Source organism: Rhizobium sp. 2YAF20, assembly GCF_052114685.1.
Classification (GTDB): Bacteria; Pseudomonadota; Alphaproteobacteria; order Rhizobiales; family Rhizobiaceae; genus Rhizobium.
Genome location: NZ_JBFRFF010000004.1, coordinates 1 through 17,895, shown reverse-complemented (window position 1 = coordinate 17,895; position 17,895 = coordinate 1). Strand labels below are relative to the sequence as shown.

At 59.5% G+C, this 17,895-nt stretch carries 17 protein-coding genes and 4 tRNA genes; 11 read left to right on the top strand and 10 right to left on the bottom strand.

Annotation, left to right across the window (positions count from 1 at the left end; genetic code table 11):
* Window positions 1-114: 114 nt before the first annotated feature.
* Entirely contained in the window at window positions 115-882 is a 768-nt protein-coding gene (locus AB4Z52_RS07630; RefSeq protein ID WP_442217320.1) for a DsbA family protein, read from the bottom strand.
* Between the two features lie 209 nt (window positions 883-1,091).
* Between AB4Z52_RS07630 and AB4Z52_RS07625 the strand changes: the two genes are divergently transcribed.
* Window positions 1,092-2,249, top strand: coding sequence for a pyridoxal phosphate-dependent aminotransferase (locus AB4Z52_RS07625; protein ID WP_442217319.1), 1,158 nt, complete (start codon window positions 1,092-1,094; stop codon window positions 2,247-2,249).
* Window positions 2,250-2,774: 525 nt separating this feature from the next.
* Here AB4Z52_RS07625 and AB4Z52_RS07620 read toward each other — a convergent pair.
* Window positions 2,775-5,606: an Rne/Rng family ribonuclease gene (locus AB4Z52_RS07620; RefSeq protein WP_442217318.1), complete on the bottom strand. Its 2,832-nt coding sequence runs from the start codon at window positions 5,604-5,606 to the stop codon at window positions 2,775-2,777.
* Between the two features lie 673 nt (window positions 5,607-6,279).
* Here AB4Z52_RS07620 and AB4Z52_RS07615 point away from each other — a divergent pair.
* From AB4Z52_RS07615 to prfB, 3 genes are all read left to right on the top strand, one after another.
* On the top strand, window positions 6,280-7,506 hold the full coding sequence (locus AB4Z52_RS07615; RefSeq protein WP_442217317.1) for an N-acetylmuramoyl-L-alanine amidase: 1,227 nt from the start codon (window positions 6,280-6,282) through the stop codon (window positions 7,504-7,506).
* Between the two features lie 256 nt (window positions 7,507-7,762).
* Window positions 7,763-10,225: a penicillin-binding protein 1A gene (locus tag AB4Z52_RS07610; protein ID WP_442217316.1), complete on the top strand. Its 2,463-nt coding sequence runs from the start codon at window positions 7,763-7,765 to the stop codon at window positions 10,223-10,225.
* A gap of 100 nt (window positions 10,226-10,325) precedes the next feature.
* Window positions 10,326-11,457, top strand: a protein-coding gene (gene prfB, locus AB4Z52_RS07605; RefSeq protein ID WP_442217315.1) for a peptide chain release factor 2 whose coding sequence is annotated in 2 segments (ribosomal slippage) — window positions 10,326-10,394 and window positions 10,396-11,457 — 1,131 coding nt in all. Because the reading frame shifts where the segments join, the coding sequence is not laid out codon by codon here.
* A gap of 72 nt (window positions 11,458-11,529) precedes the next feature.
* Here prfB and AB4Z52_RS07600 read toward each other — a convergent pair.
* From AB4Z52_RS07600 to AB4Z52_RS07575, 6 genes are all read right to left on the bottom strand, one after another.
* Entirely contained in the window at window positions 11,530-12,051 is a 522-nt protein-coding gene (locus AB4Z52_RS07600) for a hypothetical protein (RefSeq protein ID WP_442217314.1), read from the bottom strand.
* A gap of 47 nt (window positions 12,052-12,098) precedes the next feature.
* A complete protein-coding gene (locus tag AB4Z52_RS07595; protein ID WP_442217313.1) occupies window positions 12,099-12,872 on the bottom strand; it encodes an NAD kinase in 774 nt (257 codons plus the stop codon).
* A 75-nt stretch (window positions 12,873-12,947) separates the two neighbouring features.
* Window positions 12,948-13,020 (bottom strand) — tRNA-Thr (locus tag AB4Z52_RS07590).
* An 85-nt stretch (window positions 13,021-13,105) separates the two neighbouring features.
* A complete protein-coding gene (locus AB4Z52_RS07585) occupies window positions 13,106-13,297 on the bottom strand; it encodes a CrpP-related protein (protein ID WP_442217312.1) in 192 nt (63 codons plus the stop codon).
* Between the two features lie 147 nt (window positions 13,298-13,444).
* Window positions 13,445-13,693 (bottom strand): hypothetical protein, encoded by a 249-nt coding sequence (locus AB4Z52_RS07580; RefSeq protein WP_442217311.1) that lies wholly within the window; start codon window positions 13,691-13,693, stop codon window positions 13,445-13,447.
* A 132-nt stretch (window positions 13,694-13,825) separates the two neighbouring features.
* A tRNA-Thr gene (locus tag AB4Z52_RS07575) sits at window positions 13,826-13,901 on the bottom strand.
* Between AB4Z52_RS07575 and AB4Z52_RS07570 the strand changes: the two genes are divergently transcribed.
* From AB4Z52_RS07570 to AB4Z52_RS07555, 4 genes are all read left to right on the top strand, one after another.
* A complete protein-coding gene (locus AB4Z52_RS07570) occupies window positions 13,902-14,132 on the top strand; it encodes a hypothetical protein (RefSeq protein ID WP_442217310.1) in 231 nt (76 codons plus the stop codon).
* A gap of 100 nt (window positions 14,133-14,232) precedes the next feature.
* Window positions 14,233-14,580, top strand: a complete 348-nt coding sequence (locus AB4Z52_RS07565) for a DUF6694 family lipoprotein (RefSeq protein WP_442217309.1) — start codon at window positions 14,233-14,235, stop codon at window positions 14,578-14,580.
* 92 nt (window positions 14,581-14,672) lie between these two features.
* A complete protein-coding gene (locus AB4Z52_RS07560; RefSeq protein ID WP_442217308.1) occupies window positions 14,673-14,975 on the top strand; it encodes an MliC family protein in 303 nt (100 codons plus the stop codon).
* 57 nt (window positions 14,976-15,032) lie between these two features.
* Complete coding sequence (locus AB4Z52_RS07555) at window positions 15,033-15,245, top strand: alkylphosphonate utilization protein (RefSeq protein ID WP_442217307.1); 213 nt, start codon at window positions 15,033-15,035, stop codon at window positions 15,243-15,245.
* A 14-nt stretch (window positions 15,246-15,259) separates the two neighbouring features.
* Here AB4Z52_RS07555 and AB4Z52_RS07550 read toward each other — a convergent pair whose 3' ends face one another.
* Complete coding sequence (locus AB4Z52_RS07550; RefSeq protein WP_442217306.1) at window positions 15,260-15,949, bottom strand: AprI/Inh family metalloprotease inhibitor; 690 nt, start codon at window positions 15,947-15,949, stop codon at window positions 15,260-15,262.
* A 45-nt stretch (window positions 15,950-15,994) separates the two neighbouring features.
* Entirely contained in the window at window positions 15,995-16,900 is a 906-nt protein-coding gene (locus AB4Z52_RS07545) for a TrmH family RNA methyltransferase (protein WP_442217305.1), read from the bottom strand.
* 200 nt (window positions 16,901-17,100) lie between these two features.
* On the opposite strand from AB4Z52_RS07545, the gene AB4Z52_RS07540 reads away from it, so the two are divergent.
* From AB4Z52_RS07540 to AB4Z52_RS07530, 3 genes are all read left to right on the top strand, one after another.
* A tRNA-Tyr gene (locus tag AB4Z52_RS07540) sits at window positions 17,101-17,185 on the top strand.
* Window positions 17,186-17,211: 26 nt separating this feature from the next.
* Window positions 17,212-17,285, top strand: a tRNA-Gly gene (locus AB4Z52_RS07535).
* A 363-nt stretch (window positions 17,286-17,648) separates the two neighbouring features.
* Window positions 17,649-17,895, top strand: a 247-nt coding sequence (locus tag AB4Z52_RS07530; protein ID WP_442217304.1) for a GTP-binding protein, incomplete at its 3' end; no start/stop codon positions are given.

The window sequence follows — 17,895 nt, the reverse complement described above, 5'->3', positions numbered from 1 at the left end:
AGTAGAGCGCAACCTATAGACTCCCAAGGACTTGGAGGAAAGCCCTTAGGTCATAGGTCACGCTTGTCCACAGTGTTAGAACGCTCTCATTCCGGCAATTTAACGAGCGGAGGTTTAGCAGGTTGTCTTCCCGCACGCGCGTACGTTGTTCACTTTCTCCGTGATGACGTCGACGCCGACCGCGCCGGAGATCGCCTCGTTGCCGATAATGTAGGAGGGCGTGCCGGTAAGGCCGAGATCGGTCGCGAGCTGGTAGGTCTCCTTGACCGACCCGCTGTTAGGGCTCTTGGTCATTTCCGCGCGGAGTGCATCCTCCTTGACGCCGAGGGCCGTGGCCACTTCGATGGCGCTGTCCTCGGAGGCGCGTCCATCGCTGCCAAGCAGCTTATGATGGAACTCTGCGTATTTCTCTGGGGCAAGCTTGCGGAAAGCATCGGAAATCTTGGATGCGGCCACCGAATCCGGTCCGAGGATCGGGAATTCCTTGAGCACGAAACGGATATTCTTGTCCTTCTCCAGCAACGCGTCCATGTCGCTTAGCGCATGCCGGCAATAGCCACAATTATAGTCGAAGAATTCGACGACGGTGACATCACCCTTCGGGTTGCCGACCGTGACGTCATAGTTGGCATTGAAGATGGTCTGCTTGTTGTCGGCAACGGCCTTGTTGGCCTGAACGAGCTTGGCTTCTTCCTGCTTCTTGTCGAGCGCTGCCTGCGCATCCAGCAGAACCTCAGGGTGCTCCATCAGATATTGTTTGATGAAGTCGCCGAGTTCCTTCTTCTGGTTGTCGTCAAAGGCGGCGGCGGGCTGGAAGAACGCCAGTGAGGCGAGGATCGCTGCGGTTGAGACAGCAAGTAGGGGCTTTGGGAAAAGGGCCATGGAAATCCTCGTGAACCGTTCATTTAGTGCAATCATGTTTCCGGATACCACCGCATGGTTAAAATCCATCGACACAAAGCGGCAGGTTAAGGTGTGCCCGGCAATCCTGAAACAGGAAATATCGTGACAAGGCATCAATCGCGGGATTGTGAACAACGGATTATTGCGGCAATTGTCTGACCGCAACTCCATTCAAGGACATATTGATCTTGTTTTCCCTATCAAAGCGCAGCGCAGTCGAGCCGTTTCATGCCATGGATGTTCTCGCCGAGGCAACGAAGAGGCGCCAGGCGGGCCATGCCGTCATCTCGATGGCGGTCGGCCAGCCTTCGCATCCGACCCCGAAGGTGGCGCTTGAGGCCGCGCGTGCGGCACTTGATCATGGGCGCATCGGCTATACCGACGCGCTGGGAACCCAGAGCCTGAAGCAGGCGATCGCCGATCAATATCTTGGCCATCACGGATTGACGATCGATCCGGCGCGCATTGCGATAACCACTGGTTCGTCGGCAGGCTTCAATCTGGCCTTCCTGACATTGTTTGATCCGGGCGACTGTGTCGCAATCGCGAGACCGGGTTATCCCGCCTATCGCAACATCCTTGCCGCCTTGGGTCTAAGGGTCGTCGAAGTGCCGGTGACTGCGGAAACGCATTTCACCTTGACGCCAGAGAGCCTGGAGGCGGCCCAAGCGACAAGCGGCAAGCCTCTCAAGGGCGTGCTGCTGGCAAGCCCCGCCAACCCGACAGGAACGGTGACGGGCAGGGAGGGGCTGAAGGCCTTGGCCGACTACTGCACTGAGCGGTCCATCGCCTTCATCTCCGACGAGATCTATCATGGCCTTACCTTCGTAGGCGAAGAGGCGAGCGCCCTTGAAATCACCGACGAGGCGATCGTTATAAATTCCTTTTCGAAATATTATTGCATGACTGGGTGGCGGATCGGTTGGATGGTCCTGCCCGAGCGCCTCGTGCGCCCCGTCGAGCGCGTCGCGCAGAGCCTTTATATCTCCCCGCCCGAGCTTTCGCAGATCGCTGCGAAGGCGGCGCTGACAGCGGCCGCGGAGCTCGACGTCTACAAGGAAAGCTACCGCCGTAACCGTGACCTTTTGGCGCGACGGCTGCCGGAGATCGGCTTTTCGATCGCCTCTCCGATGGACGGCGCGTTCTACGCCTATGTCGATGTCAGCCGGTTCACGAACGACAGCATGCTGTTTGCCCGCAAGATGCTGGCCGAGATCAATGTCGCCGCCACGCCGGGGCTCGATTTCGATCCGCTCGAGGGCCACCGCGCCATGCGCTTCTCCTACGCCGGCTCGAATGCCGAGATCGAAGAGGCGGTAGACCGCATCGCAGCCTGGCTGAAATAGAGTCTGATTTCAGAGTGTTGCGGTGATCGGCGGAATCGGATTCCGAGCGCGTTGATTCAAGACATGAAGGCTGGCTCGCGGTCTGCCGAGCCCTCACCCCAACGTGCACAGGCCATAGGCCGGAGCCTCGAAGGGCGAGGGCGCTTGCTCCGTTGCGGCTCCCGCCATCGAAAGCCGCCAGCCACGCGGCCATCCCTCGTGGTTCGAGGCCCGCCGCCTCCACCTCCGCTCCGGCGGCGCGGCACCTTACATGAGGGCTGGGGCGGCATCTGTTCAGCTCAATATGGGGATCGGGGAGGGATCTGTAGAGCTCCATCAAGAGCCGGTTCGCAAACATTCATCGGAAGCAGTGAATGCTGTCAGCCATTGCGCGGCGGCGCCCTTTGGAGCCCTCACCTTGAGGTGCAATTCGAAGAATTGCCTCAAAGGTCGAGAGCGCTTGCTCGGTATCCATTGCGTTATGGCATAAAAAACCGGCCGCATCGCTGCGGCCGGCTATGATCAGTCTTTACCGAACACTATCTTTCAGAAGAAGCCACGGCGCTGCCACCAGCCGGCCTTCTTAGGCTTACCGTCGCTATCGGTCTGCTCGGCTGTGCGGGTGGATTTCACCACCGGCTCCGAAGACGAGACGTTCGACTGGCGGTTGGCGCGGGCAGGCTTTTCTGCTTCCACTTCGGTTGAAACCGCGACGCTCGCCACCTCGGCGATGGCTTCCGGTTCGGCCGCCGGAGCCATTTCGACAGGAGCCGCTTCAACCGCGGCCACCTCTGCGACAGCCGCTTCCGCAGCAGATGCGTCAGCCTTTGGCTTGCGGCTGCGTCGCGCCTTGACCGGCTTCACATCTTCCACGGCGCCGGATGCGCTTTCGACTGCTACAACGGCTGCTTCGTTCTCGACTTCGGTGACCGCTTCAGTCCTCTTCGGCTCTGGGGCAGGCGGGGTGTCGATTTCATCGACATCCCCCTCATCAGAGGCGTCGCCGCTCGCATTCTCACCATCGGCGATCAGTTCGCCATTTTCATCGCGGTTGCGACGGCCGCCACGCTTGCCGCGACGGCGGCGCTTGCGCTTCTGAGGCTCGTCGTCGCCGGCAACGGCTGGTGTAGTGCTTGCTGCGCTATCGTCGCCTTCGTCCTCGTCGCCTTCAGCGTCGTCATCGCCATCCTCAGTGGAGGAACCTGCGGCATCCTGGGCGTTCTGGCCATCGCCCGAGCCGCTCTTGCCGCGCCGACGGCGCCGGCGCTTGCGCTTGCGGTTGCCATCACCTTCAGAGCGAACGACAACCTGCTCGACCGGGGCTGCCTTTTCCTCGATTTCTTCGTCTTCGTCTTCATCCATCTCGATGATGACATCGTCGTCGTCATCTTCCGGAACAGCGGCGAAGTTGAACAGGGTCTCGATCTTGACGGGGTTTTCAACAGGCTCGCCGCGATCGATCGCGAAGTGCTGTGCTCCGACAGTGTTGTCGGCACCGATCACGATCGAGACGCCGAAGCGGCTCTCGTAGTCGACGACCGTATTGCGTTTGTGATTGAGCAGATAGAGCGCCGTCTCGGGCGTGCAGCGCACGGTGATATCGTGCGTCGTGTTCTTGAGGAGGTACTCCTCGATGCCGCGCAGGACATGCAGGGCGACCGACGACTGCGAACGCACCAGACCGGTGCCTCCACAATGCGAGCAGACCTGGGTCGTGCTTTCGAGCACCGAAGCGCGGATGCGCTGGCGTGACATTTCCAGAAGGCCGAAATGCGAGATGCGACCGACCTGAATGCGGGCGCGATCGTTTTTCAGGCATTCCTTCAGTTTCTTCTCGACGGCGCGATTGTTGCGCTTTTCCTCCATGTCGATGAAGTCGATGACGACAAGGCCGGCAAGGTCGCGAAGGCGAAGCTGGCGGGCGATTTCTTCCGCGGCCTCGAGGTTCGTCTGGAGAGCGGTATCCTCGATCGAGTGCTCGCGGGTCGAACGGCCGGAGTTGACATCGATCGAAACCAGCGCTTCCGTCTGGTTCATGATCAGGTAGCCGCCCGACTTCAGCGTCACCTGCGGCTGCAGCATGCGGTCGAGCTGCGCCTCGATGCCGGAGCGCGAGAAGATCGGATGGATGTCGCGATAGGGTTGAACCACCTTTGCGTGGCTCGGCATCAGCATTTTCATGAAGTCTTTCGCTTCACGATAGCCTTCCTCGCCTGCGACGATGACTTCCGAAATGTCCTTGTTGTAGAGATCGCGGATCGAGCGCTTGATCAGGCTGCCTTCCTCATAGACGAGGCAGGGGGCCGTCGAGTTCAGCGTCAGCGTCCGCACGTTTTCCCAAAGACGCATCAGGTATTCGAAGTCGCGCTTGACTTCGACCTTGGTGCGGTTGGCGCCGGCGGTGCGCAGGATGACCCCCATGCCCAAAGGCACCTCGAGCAGCCGGGCGATTTCCTTCAGGCGCTTGCGATCCTGCGGATTGGTGATCTTGCGGGAGATGCCGCCGCCGCGCGCAGTGTTCGGCATCAGCACCGAATAGCGGCCGGCCAGCGACAGATAGGTTGTGAGCGCCGCGCCCTTGTTGCCACGTTCTTCCTTGGCCACCTGAACGAGCAGAATCTGCCGGCGCTTGATGACTTCCTGGATGCGATACTGCTTGCGCGGACGACGGGCGACGCGATCCGGAACCTCTTCCATGGCGTCTTCGGCGCCGACGGATTCGATCACTTCTTCTTCGCCGTTGTCATCGTCATCGTCGTCGTCGCCGCGACGCTTGATCAGATCGATATCTTCCGAAATCGAATCGGTCTCCACCATGGCGGCCATTTCGCCAGCCGGGCCTTCGTCGTCATTGTCGGCGGAAGCGGCCTCTTCGGGGGCCGCCTCGACCACCTTCTTGCGGCTGCGGCGTGGCTTGGCCGCCTTCTTGGCCGGCGCCTCGGCTTCTACCGCAACGGGCTCTGCTGAAACCGGATCTGCTTCGGCTGGCGCCGCTACAGGCTCGTCCTTCGGGACGATGCCGACGTCGGGCTGTTCCTGCTTGGAAAGATCGAATGCGGTTTCGACGTGTTCGACATCGTCATCCCGGCGATCCTCGGCTTCCGCTCGAAGCAGCGCCTGGCGATCCGCAAGCGGGATCTGGTAGTAGTCGGGATGGATTTCGGCGAAGGCGAGAAAGCCGTGCCGGTTGCCGCCGTAGTCGACGAAGGCCGCCTGCAGCGAGGGCTCTACCCGGGTGACCTTTGCGAGGTAGATGTTGCCGCGTATTTGCTTCTTGTGCTCGGACTCGAAGTCAAATTCTTCTATGCGGTTCCCGCGTACAACGACAACGCGCGTCTCTTCCTCGTGAGACGCATCGATAAGCATTTTGTCTGCCATGAAAGCTGTGCTCCTCGGTACAGCCACAGCAGGTCGGCCCGGACTGCCCTAGAGACAGACCGGATGCAACCCGCAACTGCTGTACCGGATAATGAAAGTCGCACTTGGTCTTCTTGAGCGGTCAGCAGCCAGACAACAGCCGGGCGAATATCCCGGGGCCTGTTCATTCCAGATAAAAGCTGCTGCGACAACATCCGTAACCAAGCGAGATCGACAATGCCTTAGACCCCATTTCGGGTCCGATGAATGTGCTCCTAAAGAGCGTTTGGTGGCTTTCCACCGATGAAATTCCAGCATAGTGCCAGAAATTCAGGATCCAGTATGTGGAGTAAAAGTTCGTAAGACGGCGGACGACTGCCGGTTATGGCGCCAAATCGTGGTGGCTGCCTTTGCGGCGACTCTGTCCCGTCAACACTTCTACTCTAAAGTGCCTTGTATGTTTTATCTGTCACAATAGCAAGGGCAAAGCCAGTTGCGCCATAATATTGATGGATTTCTCGGATGAAGCAAAAGGCAGCTTCGGCACCTGCGATTCGGGCGTTCCCATAGCGCCCGGCAACGGGCTCATCTCAGGATTTTCAGCGGCTTTATTTTCATTTTAGGCTTCGCAAACATCCTCGAAACGCATATGGGGTGCCGCGGGCCAGCGTTGAAGGGAAAGCGACATGCAGGGATGGACTTTGTGATAGGACGGCGGTTTGGGCTCACGGTCGCGACCATCCTGTTGGCTGTCGCAACCATGTCCGCGTCACTTGCCGCGGCACCGGCGACCGATCCGATTCTTGCCTATGGCGCACGCATTGCGGGTGATGATGCGCGCACCCGAATCGTAATCGATCTCGATCGCGAACCCAAATTTTCGGTCCACTACCTCGCCAATCCGACGCGCGTGGTCATCGATCTTCCGGCCACCGCCTTCGGTTTTCCGGCAAGAGATCTGGCGCCGCGCGGCCTCTTCAAGGATATACGCTATGGCACGATGGATGCAGATAGCGCGCGGATCGTCCTGACCGCGGTCAAACCGGTGAAGATGGTGTCAGCCAAGGTGCAGGCCGACGAAGGTGGCAAGGGCCACAGGCTGGTGCTCGATGCCGAAATGATGCCCGCCGATCAATTCGCGGACCTCGTCAGCAAAGAAAGCTGGACGGGGGAGGACGATACCAAGGACGTCGGTCCGGTCGCACCTGTCGAAAACGCCGGTCCAGGCGACTTTCTGGTCGCAGTCGACGCTGGTCATGGCGGCATTGATACCGGGGCGGTGGCCAGCGACGGTACGACGCCAGAAAAGGACATCACGCTCGCCTTCGCCAAGCGCCTTACTGACGAACTCAATAAGCAGCCCGGCGTGAAGGCATTCCTTACGCGAGACAGCGACCAGTATCTGTCGCTGTCCGAGCGAGTGACGATCGCGCGCCAGAACCACGCGGCACTCTTTATTTCCCTGCACGCCGACACGCTGAAGCAGAAGGATATCCGGGGCGCGACGGTCTATACGATCTCCGACAAGTCCTCGGACAAACTTGCAAACGAGGTTGCCGAGCGCGAAAACAATTCCGACAAGATCGCCGGCACCGAGGCGCCGACCCAGCCGCCCGCCGTCGCAGATATACTGATGGACCTGACGCGCCGGGAGACGCAGGCCTTTTCCATTTCGCTGGCGCAGGACGTGCTCAATTCGTTCGACGGCCAGATTTCGATGATCAACAATCCGCATCGGTATGCAGGCTTTCGCGTGCTTCAGGCGCCGGATGTACCGTCGATCCTGCTGGAACTGGGTTTTCTGTCGAACAAGGATGACGAGAAGCTTCTTTTAGACGATACTTGGAGAGAGAAGGTCATCGACCGCCTCGCTGATGCGGTCCGGCAATATCGTGCGACGACGGTTGCGAACGGCGGCTGACCTTACGTTGCAGGCCAGCCTTCGTGTCATTCCTGTAACAGCCTGACTATAAGGCTGGCGAGCAAGTGGAGAATGCGACTGACGAGCCCTATTTTGCTCACATTCCCGCCGCTACAGCGAAGTATCGTCGGGTGGGAGCGCAAGGGCGGCTTTGTCGTCGTTCCTGTCTTGCAATAAGGTTCCGAGCGTGCAAAACGGCCGGTATGTGACGTATCGCGTACGCGCTGAATAGTGAAGAAACACCGGTAGCTTAAATATGGTCAAACTGATTGGATATTTCTTTGGGCTGGGCTGCATCCTGTTTCTGGGAGTTGCGGCTGCCGGCGCCATCTATCTGAGCATCGTTTCCAAGGAGCTTCCGGACTACGAAGTACTTGCCCATTACGCGCCGCCGGTCACCACCCGCGTTCATGCCGGCAACGGTGCGTTGATGGCCGAATATGCCCACGAGCGGCGCCTGTTCATTCCAATTCAGGCAATTCCGGATCGAGTAAAGGCAGCCTTTCTCTCCGCGGAAGACAAGAACTTCTACAACCATCCGGGTGTCGATTTGTCAGGCCTTGCGCGCGCCGTGATCGTCAACGCCCAGAATATCGGCTCGGGCCGCCGCCCCGTCGGCGCCTCGACGATCACGCAGCAGGTTGCCAAGAATTTCCTGTTGTCCGCCGACCAGACGTTCGACCGCAAGGTCAAGGAAGCGATCCTGTCGTTCCGCATCGAGCAGGCCTATAGCAAGGACAAGATCCTCGAGCTGTACCTCAACGAAATATATTTCGGCCTGAACGCCTACGGCATCGCCGGTGCGGCACTCACTTATTTCGACAAGCCGGTCACCGACCTCACCATTGCCGAGACCGCCTATCTGGCTTCCTTGCCCAAGGGACCGTCGAACTACAATCCTTTCCGCCATGCCGATGCCGCCATTGCCCGACGCAACTGGGTGATCGACCGCATGGTCGAGAACGGCTATGTCAGCCAGGCAGACGGCGAGGACGCCAAGAAACAGCCGCTCGGCGTGACTGGAAAGCGCAGCGGCGGTTCGGTCTTCGCCTCGGAATTCTTCTCCGAGGAAGTCCGCCGCCAGATCATCGACAAATATGGCGACAAGGCCCTCTACGAGGGTGGTCTTTCCGTTCGCACGTCGCTCGACCCGCAGCTTCAGATCGAAGCGCGCAAGGCGCTGCAGGACGGTCTGGTCAGCTATGACGAGCGCCGTGGCTTCCACGGTCCGATCAAGCAGATTTCGACGGCGCAGGACTGGGGACAGGAGCTTGCCAAGGTTGCCTCGCTCGCCGACGTTCCGGAATGGCATATCGCGGTTGTGCTTGCCGCTTCCGACCAGGGTGTCGATATCGGCCTCCAGCCCGACGTCGACGGTGGCGGCAAGGTGTCGACCGACCGCAAGCGTGGAACGATCGCTGCCGCTGACATGCGCTGGGCCTTTCGCTCGTCGGAAGGCGATCACAAGACCGCCAAGTCCCCGACCGGCGTGCTTTCGGCCGGCGATGTCGTGTACGTGGAGCCGATCGGTGATGAGGCCTCCGGCAATTACCGTCTGCGCCAACCGCCGAAGGTCCAGGGTGGCCTGGTGGCGATGGATCCCCATACCGGCCGCGTACTCGCCATGGTCGGTGGTTTCGCCTACGGCCAGTCCGAGTTCAACCGCGCAACCCAGGCGATGCGCCAGCCCGGCTCGTCCTTCAAGCCCTTCGTCTACGCCGCGGCGATGGACAACGGCTATACGCCTGCCTCGGTCATTCTCGACGATCCGATCGAAATCCAGATGAGCAACGGCCAGGTCTGGAAGCCGCAAAACTATGAAGGCGAGGGCGGCGGCGCCAATACGCTGCGCTTTGCCATCGAGCATTCGCGCAACCTGATGACGGTTCGGCTCGCCAACGACATGGGCATGAACTTGGTTGCCGAATATGCCGACCGCTTTGGCATTTACGACCACATGCTGCCGGTTCTTGCCATGTCCATCGGGGCCGGCGAAACGACTGTCCTGCGCATGGTGTCTGCCTATTCGGTTCTGGCCAACGGCGGCAAGCAGATCAAGCCGACGCTGATCGACCGCATCCAGGACCGCTACGGCAAGACGATCTTCAGGCATGAAGAGCGCGTCTGCGACAATTGCAATGTCCAGGATTGGCAAAATCAGGAAGAGCCGAACATCGTCGACAATCGCGAACAGGTTCTCGATCCGATGACCGCCTACCAGGTGACCTCGATGATGCAGGGCGTGATCATCCGCGGCACGGCCGCCGGCAAGATCAAGCTGAACACCGAAGTCGCGGGCAAGACCGGCACGACCAACGATGAAAAGGATGCCTGGTTCGTCGGCTACACCCCGAGCCTGGTTGCCGGCATGTATGTCGGTTTCGACTCACCGGCAACGCTTGGTCGCGGCGCAACAGGCGGGTCGATCGCCGCCCCGATTTTCAACGAGTTCATGCAGGCAGCCACCAAGGACGAGGCGCCGGAGAAATTCGTTGTTCCTACCGGGATGACCATGGCTGCCGTCGATCGCAAGACCGGCATGGCCGCCCAGCCCGGCGATCCGAATTCGATCGTCGAGGTGTTCAAGCCCGGCACCGGACCGGCAACGAGCTACTCGGTCATCGGCGGTGGCGAAGCCCAGCTGGCACCGGAGGAAATCCTCAAGACCTCGCCGCAGGCCAACCAAGCGGTGACCTCGGGCGCCGGCGGTCTCTACTGATCTTTTGAGTTTCATTGAAGTCGTCCTGCCGGGGCTTTACATCGGCGGCACGCCTATCTATTGACGGGCAACATTTAAATCGAGGCATAGAAGCACAGAGATGCGAGCGGAAATCGAGAACGTTGTCGACGAGACCAAGCAGGCCATAAGCCTGCTGAGGAGGCATCTTTGACTGGGATCAAGCGGTAAGACGCCTCGACTGGCTGAACAACAAATCGGAAGATCCGAACCTCTGGAACGACGCCGCAGAAGCGCAGAAGCTGATGCGCGAGCGCCAGGGGCTCGAAGACGGCATCAACGGCGTGCGCACTCTGGAGCGCCAGCTCAGCGACAACATCGAGCTTATCGAACTCGGTGAAGAGGAAGGCGACGCCAATGTCGTCAAGGAAGCCGAAGATGCCCTGAAGGCATTGAAGACCGAGGCCGGCCACCTGCAGGTCGAGGCGATGCTTTCCGGTGAAGCCGATGGCAACGACACCTATCTTGAAGTTCATTCCGGCGCTGGCGGTACGGAGAGCCAGGACTGGGCGAACATGCTTCTGCGCATGTACACCCGCTGGGCCGAACGCCAGCGCTTCAAGGTCGAGCTTCTCGAAGTTCATGACGGCGAAGAAGCCGGCATCAAGTCTGCGACCCTCCTGATCAAGGGCCACAATGCCTATGGCTGGCTGAAGACCGAATCGGGCGTCCATCGTCTGGTGCGCATTTCGCCCTATGACAGCAACGCCCGTCGTCACACCTCGTTTTCGAGCATCTGGGTCTATCCCGTCATCGACGATTCGATCCAGATCGACATCAACGAAGGTGATTGCCGCATCGACACCTATCGCTCGTCCGGCGCCGGCGGCCAGCACGTTAACACGACCGATTCGGCCGTGCGCATCACGCATATGCCCTCCGGCATTGTCGTCCAATGCCAGCAGGAACGTTCGCAACACAAGAACAAGGCCAAGGCCTGGGACATGCTGCGCGCCCGATTGTACGAAGCCGAACTGAAGAAGCGCGAAGACGCGGCCAACGCCGAAGCGGCTTCAAAGTCCGACATCGGCTGGGGCCACCAGATCCGCTCCTACGTCCTGCAGCCGTATCAGCTGGTGAAAGACCTGCGCACAGGCGTCGCCAGCACAGCGCCCGGCGATGTGCTCGACGGCGATATCAGCCAGTTCATGGAAGCAGCACTTGCCCACCGCATCAGCGGCGCCGCAGATGCCGCTGTGGATGACATTGACTAAAGGGCAACAGCCCACATTGAAAAGGCCCCGGAAACGGGGCTTTTTTCGTTCGCGGCACATCTGCAGTTGGGTTCAATTCGACGCCTTCTCGACGCTGACTTCGCCTATCTCGTCGAGCATCACGTTCCAGACCTCTGCATCGGCATCGGGATCGACCTTGATGAAGACCATGGCGAAGAGACCGGGCTCGCGGATGAGGCCGCTGGAATTTTCCGGGCGGATGTCTGTGACATAGGCCTTCATCGCAGTGATCTCGGGCAGCTCGGTGGTCGAAAGGATCTCAGGGGCCGCATCACCTGCAACGATCTGCTGGAGATAGACCTTAGATGTCCTATCGGCCTGGCGAACCGAAAAAAGCTTGTAGTAGCCGTGGCGCTGCTGCGGCTTTTGTGCAGGCTCCGCTGTCTGCTGAGGGGCAGGGGTGTCCTTGGCTGCAGGCGGAGTTGCAGGCGTGGCCACGGCACCATCGTCTTCCCAGTAACCTGTGCTGGTCGAAAACTGGATAGTCGCCGGCAGGATCGTCGTTTCGTCGGCCGACACATCCGTCGCCGCAAGAAAAACACCGAGCAGCGATGCCGCAATGAAGGCTGCCATGGCAGGTGATCTTACCGCGGCTCGGTGCGATATCCGCCCCGACGCGCTCAATCGGAAAACTGCTCGGCAAGAATTCGGTCCGACCAGGAGCGATCGGGATCGGACAGGATCCGCGCCGTCGTATCCTCCGTCTGGGCAATGCGAACGCTCAGGACGGATTTCACCTCGGCATTGTCGGCAACGGCATTGACGGGCCGTTTTTCCGGTTCGAGCACGATGAGATCGACCGTGACCTTGTTCGGCAGCAAAGCTCCGCGCCACCGGCGCGGCCGAAAGGCACTGACCGGAGTGATGGCCAACAGCGGCGCGTCAAGCGGCAGGATCGGTCCATGGGCAGAAAGATTGTAGGCCGTCGAGCCGGCCGGCGTCGTCACCATCAGTCCGTCGCAGATCAATTCCTCGAGCCTGACATAGCCATCGACTTCAACGCGGAGTTTCGCAGCCTGATAGGACTGGCGAAAGACGGAGACTTCGTTAATCGCAAGCGCGACCGATGTCGACCCGTCGGCGTTCGTCGTTTTCATCTGCAAAGGATGGAATGCGTTCTCCACCGCCGCATCAATCCGGTCGGGTAGGTTCTCAATCCGGTAGTCGTTCATCAGAAAGCCGATCGATCCCCGGTTCATGCCGTAGACCCGCTTGCCGGAATTCATTGTGTTGTGAAGCGTCTGCAGCATGAAACCATCGCCGCCGAGAGCTACCACGACATCTGCCTTCTCCGGCGGTGCCTGGCCATAAAGCGCGATCAACTCCTCGCGGGCGGCGCATGCTTCAGGAGATGAGGAAGCGATGAAGCAAAGAGATTGAAAAGATTGCGGCATGCAATGTCCTTTTGAACGCTGTTCTAGGTAAAGGATAATTGCCTTGTGCGACAAGCCGAAAAAGAAAGTGCGCGGAGCCCCCGCACGGGATTCGAACCCAGGTCTTCCTGATTACAACTCAGGTGCTCTACCATTGAGCTACGGGGACAACGCAGCTTGATGGTTACCGAAAAGTTAAAGATTACTCAAACAGATAGTACTAATATGGTTTACGCGACCCCGATGTGGGTTCGCTATGGGCCCTGGCGCCGGAATGCGTCTTCAAGGGTCCAGCCGAGAATCCATGTGTCGCGTTTGGTCTCCCAGTCTTCGCGTGTGTCTTCCGTGTCTCCGGCATCGCTGAGAAACGGGTTGTCGGCCAGCTGAAAGCCGCTGGCCCTAGCCTTTGCGCCCATGCGCTCGATGTCTGCCCAGTCCGTGCTCATCTTGGCCGCTTTCGCTTTGCCCGGGCAGTATGGACGTTGATCGGCCGGTGGCAAGAATGTCCTAGGGTTCAACATTGGGCCTAAGCGGCGAGATCGCCGACAATCCGCATTTGCGATGGTTCAAGGCGGCTTCCTTCAAGCCGGAGCCTAGGCAGTCCCACCGAGCGCACCGCCACTCAGTTCGATCGCGGAGACCATATCGCGGGTGAAGTCGACGAGCATATCGGCATGAATGCGCGCAGCCGTGTCGTCCATGCCGGCTTGCTTACCGATATCGACCCAGCTCTCATGCAGGCCGATCAGGCACTCTTGGCGGGCCCCAGCGTCAAATTCCAGCACATGCATGGCCGCCGCCTGTACAAATTCTGTCATCGCCTGATCGAGTTCGTCAGTCATTCTATCCTCGCTGTGCTGACGTGGAGAAGCTCTTGGCGACTATGTGGAATAGGGCGCCCGGCAATCAAGGGCGAACAGCCATCGAAGTCCGCCGAGCCACCGTACCGTTCGCCTGATCTATAAAAGGAAAAATGGTGCCCCCGCCAGGGTTCGAACCCGGGACCCCCTGATTACAAATCAGGTGCTCTACCAACTGAGCTACAAGGGCATGTTGGCAGCCAAGTACCAGATTCTGCGCGGCTGTAAAGCCAAAATTCGCCATTTGGGCGCCGAGATCGGTGTGATTTGTGCAGGCCAGCCGGGGCTGGGTCTGCTCCGGCAATGGGAAATCCCGTCGAACTGCGAGAATATCTGCAGAACTGACGTAACGTTAGGCAATGAAACAACCGCCAGCCCTATGTTCAAACTGACATTGTTGAGTAATATTTCGATTGATTGAAGCATCCTTGGTCTCCGAAGCCCTGCAAAAGCGGAGGGAAACAGGGTGGCATCACGTCTCTTTGTTGAAACGCAAGCTCTTGCGGCAGAAGGAACATGCGATGAAGCTGGTGCAACTGGCGTTTTCTTTCCTATTTGTTTTCAATGCTATGACGGCATCTGCCGAGGAATTGCGGATTGATGGCAGTTCGGAGGCGAGTTTCGCCAGAAGCATGAGTGCCATCGCCAAAAGCCTGACGCCGGAGGAGCGCGAGCCTTACAAGCGCGGCCTGATGAATATCGTGCTTGCCCACTACCCACCGGCCGCCAATGCCGAAGGGGCGGCTTTGGTGTCGCTGATCAATCCAGCGATCAAGGCAGCCCACACGACGCTCAACGGCATGACCAAGGACGAGATTGTCGCGCGCGGGCGCGAACTGCTGAAAAGCCCGCTGCTTCGCGCCAATTGACCGGATCTCAGCGCCGTAAAGGCGGTGCAATCCAGGCGATTTTGGCTCTACGACTCAGCCGTAGGTAGAATATTTTATATGAAATTGATCCTATGCTTCAGAAGACAATTGTCGTCGCGACCGTGTTCGCCGCGGGCTCTTTTACGCAGCCTTCCTTCGGCGCCGATCCCAAGGCCGGTTACAGCTGCGAGGATGGCAGCCACTTCTCCGTCCGTTTTCACCGAGGGGTGGCCGTCGTGACGCTATCGGACGGAAAGAAGCTTAAGCTGCCTCAGCGCGTTGCCGGGTCTGGCATCTGGTATTCGACCGGTCTCTACGGCCTCCGTGGCAAGGGCTGCGAGGCGATGTGGACCGTCGGCCGCAAGGCTCCGGCAAATTGCACGTCAGCGGGTTGAGCTTTTTATACCCATGGCTTATGCCGGCCGCAGAACGGGCAGAATGAGGGCAGGGACATGGAAGTCAGAGATTCGAACGGTGCGCTTCTACAGGAAAATGACAATGTCACCCTGATCAAGGATTTGAAGGTCAAGGGAACGTCGACGACCCTGAAGCGCGGCATGCTGGTCAAGGGAATCCACCTGACCGACAATCCCGACGAGGTCGAGTGCCGCGTCGAAAAGGTCAAAGGGCTCGTGCTGCGAACCGAATTCCTCAAGAAGGCCTGAGCCGCCCACCGTCGCTATTGTCGGACGAGAAGCATCGGCGGCCCGCTTTCATCAGCGGATTTTTCGAAATTGCCAGATGCATTCATGTCGAATGCCAGTGCAGAGCCTTCGCTGCCCATCAGCACCAGTCCGAAGCCTTCCGTTGCCCAGAGGCTGAGCTTCATATCGGAAATGGATGCGGGGCAAGCGGTCTTCGGCGACATCTTGGTCGTGCCGTCCTCATCCTTATCGGCGGTGAGATCGATCTGGCACAGAGCTTCGCCGCTCTGGCTCTTAAGCTGCCATGTGCCAACCAGGCTCTCGACCGACGGAACGTGATCCAGATCGCCGAGCGCCGGCAGCAGCCACATGGGATCGCCCTCCTCGGTCTCCCAGGGGGAGCCTTCTTCCTGCCCGAAGCGAAGCAGCTCCTTGCGGTTCACATCGATGATCCTCAGCGTGTCGTCGCTTCCGAGTTTCCAGGCGGTGGCGCCGGCAAGAACGGGAAGGGCTGCAGCACAGGCTTGTGCGCCCGCAATGACACGGCCGCCGATCGTTTCAGCCATCTCGAGACTGAGGCGGCAACCTTTCGCCCCGTTCTCCGGTGCAACGAGCCATGAACCTACCAGCGCCTTGGCCTGCTCGTCATCGGCAGCCGGCGAAGTTGTAGCGCTTGCAAGAGTGATCGTGATGGCAGTCGCAACGAGGCTGAACAAGCGAATCAAGGCGGGTTCTCCCAATTGGTCGCGGCTCGGGGCTTCCTGTGCCGCTCAAGTCTTCAGGAATGAACGCGCTGCGTACATGGCGATTGCGGCGGCATTCGAGACGTTCAGCGATTTGATTGCGCCGGGCATATCGAGGCGCGCAAGCGCATTGACCGTCTCGCGCGTCTTCTGCCGCAAACCCTTGCCCTCGGACCCCAGGACCAGCGCGATCTTGCCGCCGGAAAAGCTGCCTTCGAGTGCGGCAGGGCCGTCCGAATCAAGACCTATCGTCATGAAGCCTAGCTTGTTGAGCTCACCCAGAGCATCTGCCAGATTGGTGACCTGTATATAAGGTATGAGCTCGAGAGCGCCGGAGGCTGATTTTGCCAGCACACCCGATTCGGTCGGGCTGTGGCGCATGGTGGTGATGACGGCACCGGCATTGAAGGCGACGGCCGAGCGCATGATGGCGCCGACATTGTGCGGGTCGGTGACCTGATCGAGCACGAGGAGCAGCGGACTGTCGGTGAGCGCCGCTAATCGGCGCACTGGCAGTGGTCGTGTCTCCAGCATCGCGCCCTGGTGGATCGCATCCGGACCGAGCACCTTGTCGAGATCCTGCGGCGAGACGATGTCGAGCGGGTAGGGCAGCTGGTCGACAGGACCGATCTCCAGCCGCACGAGCGCATTCTGCGTCACCGACAGCTTGATGATCTGCCGCTCGGGATTGTCGAGTGCGGCCCTGACCGTATGCAGCCCGTAAAGCTGGACCTGATCTGGGGCAAGTGCCGGCGGCTTCCAATCGTCGCCGCCCCGTTTTCGCTTCTGCGGCGCGGGCGTCGGAATCTCGCCGCGCTCGCGCTTGGCATCGCGGTGGGCGCGCCTTAGCGTCGCGTAATGCGTGTCCTTGCCGGAGCGATCGTCTATCGGGTTTTCGGGGGCCGGAGGCCCTGGGGATTTGTCTTTGCTCATGCCGCTTTATACCGACCGCACCGGAAGGCGCATAGCCCTTCTTTTGCGCTGCGGCTTTCCACGGGAACTGAAATTATTTCGTCATTTTTGCTGTGAGATCATGTTGACAGGAAGAAGTGAGGCGGTCATATACGCGGCGCAGATCGCGGCGGCAGCGTCACGGTCTCACAGACTTGGTCGCTAAGATCCGGATGGAATCTGGAGGGATGCCCGAGTGGTTAAAGGGGACGGACTGTAAATCCGTTGGCTCAGCCTACGTTGGTTCAAATCCAACTCCCTCCACCATTCCATCACAGGATCTTTTTGCACCCGCGGGTATAGCTCAGTGGTAGAGCAGCAGCCTTCCAAGCTGAATATGCGGGTTCGATTCCCGCTACCCGCTCCAGTTTTCCAATTCCTTAGGAAATCGGAATGTCACCCGCGGCCTTTGAGCTTGGCAGGTCACGTCGTCCGGCTAGCTTCGACGGAAATGTCGATGTGAAATACTAATCCCTTCGCCGCCTTCGAGGCTGCCCTGTCGATCGAGTGCCGCCCATCGTCAGATAGAGGTCGGGGCGTCCGAAGCGACACTATTCGACGCGCTTGCCGAGTGCCTACCGCCACGTTCGAAAGCTCAAGACCGATCGGAAGCTGCTCCCGAATGGCGTCCTGCAATTAAGTCTTGCGCTATGGCGACGAAAGTCTTAAACGGCGGCACTAAACCGGTTCGCCGGGGTCACCAATCCTACGTTCATCAGGAAGCATTCAAATGGCAAAGAGTAAGTTTGAGCGCAACAAGCCGCACGTTAACATCGGCACGATTGGCCACGTTGACCACGGCAAGACGTCTCTGACGGCAGCGATCACCAAGTATTTCGGCGAGTACAAGCGTTACGACCAGATCGACGCTGCCCCGGAAGAAAAGGCGCGTGGCATCACGATTTCGACGGCCCACGTCGAATATGAGACGCCGGCCCGCCACTACGCCCACGTCGACTGCCCCGGCCACGCCGACT